Source organism: Bacillus sp. SIMBA_074 (assembly GCF_046534555.1).
GTDB classification, from domain to species: domain Bacteria; phylum Bacillota; class Bacilli; order Bacillales; family Bacillaceae_G; genus Bacillus_A; species Bacillus_A mycoides.
The window spans coordinates 1-244 of sequence record NZ_JAWRYM010001064.1; the positions used below are offsets into that span (position 1 = coordinate 1).

At 45.5% G+C, this 244-nt stretch carries 1 pseudogene; it reads left to right on the forward strand.

The features are described 5' to 3' along the window. A pseudogene (locus tag SB773_RS34025) lies at positions 1–244 on the forward strand (AAA family ATPase); the annotation flags it as partial.

The following is a 244-nucleotide window of genomic DNA, read 5'->3' on the forward strand; positions in this document are numbered from 1 at the left end:
CTATTTGCAGCAGGCATCCAGCTATGAACGCATGTTTTCGTTGCCAACGACGACATTGCCAGTCGTCTTTTCATTGTACGATGTAAAAGATATTCAGGCTGCAGCGCAGCAAGTGAAAATCCCCGAGCCCATCATCTATTTTCTCTACCGAATGAAGCAGGAATTGGAAGCTAAAGAATACATTTTGTCCGATCGTCGCTGGAGCAAAATTGCTCATGTATGGAAAACATCGGCTGCCCTGCAT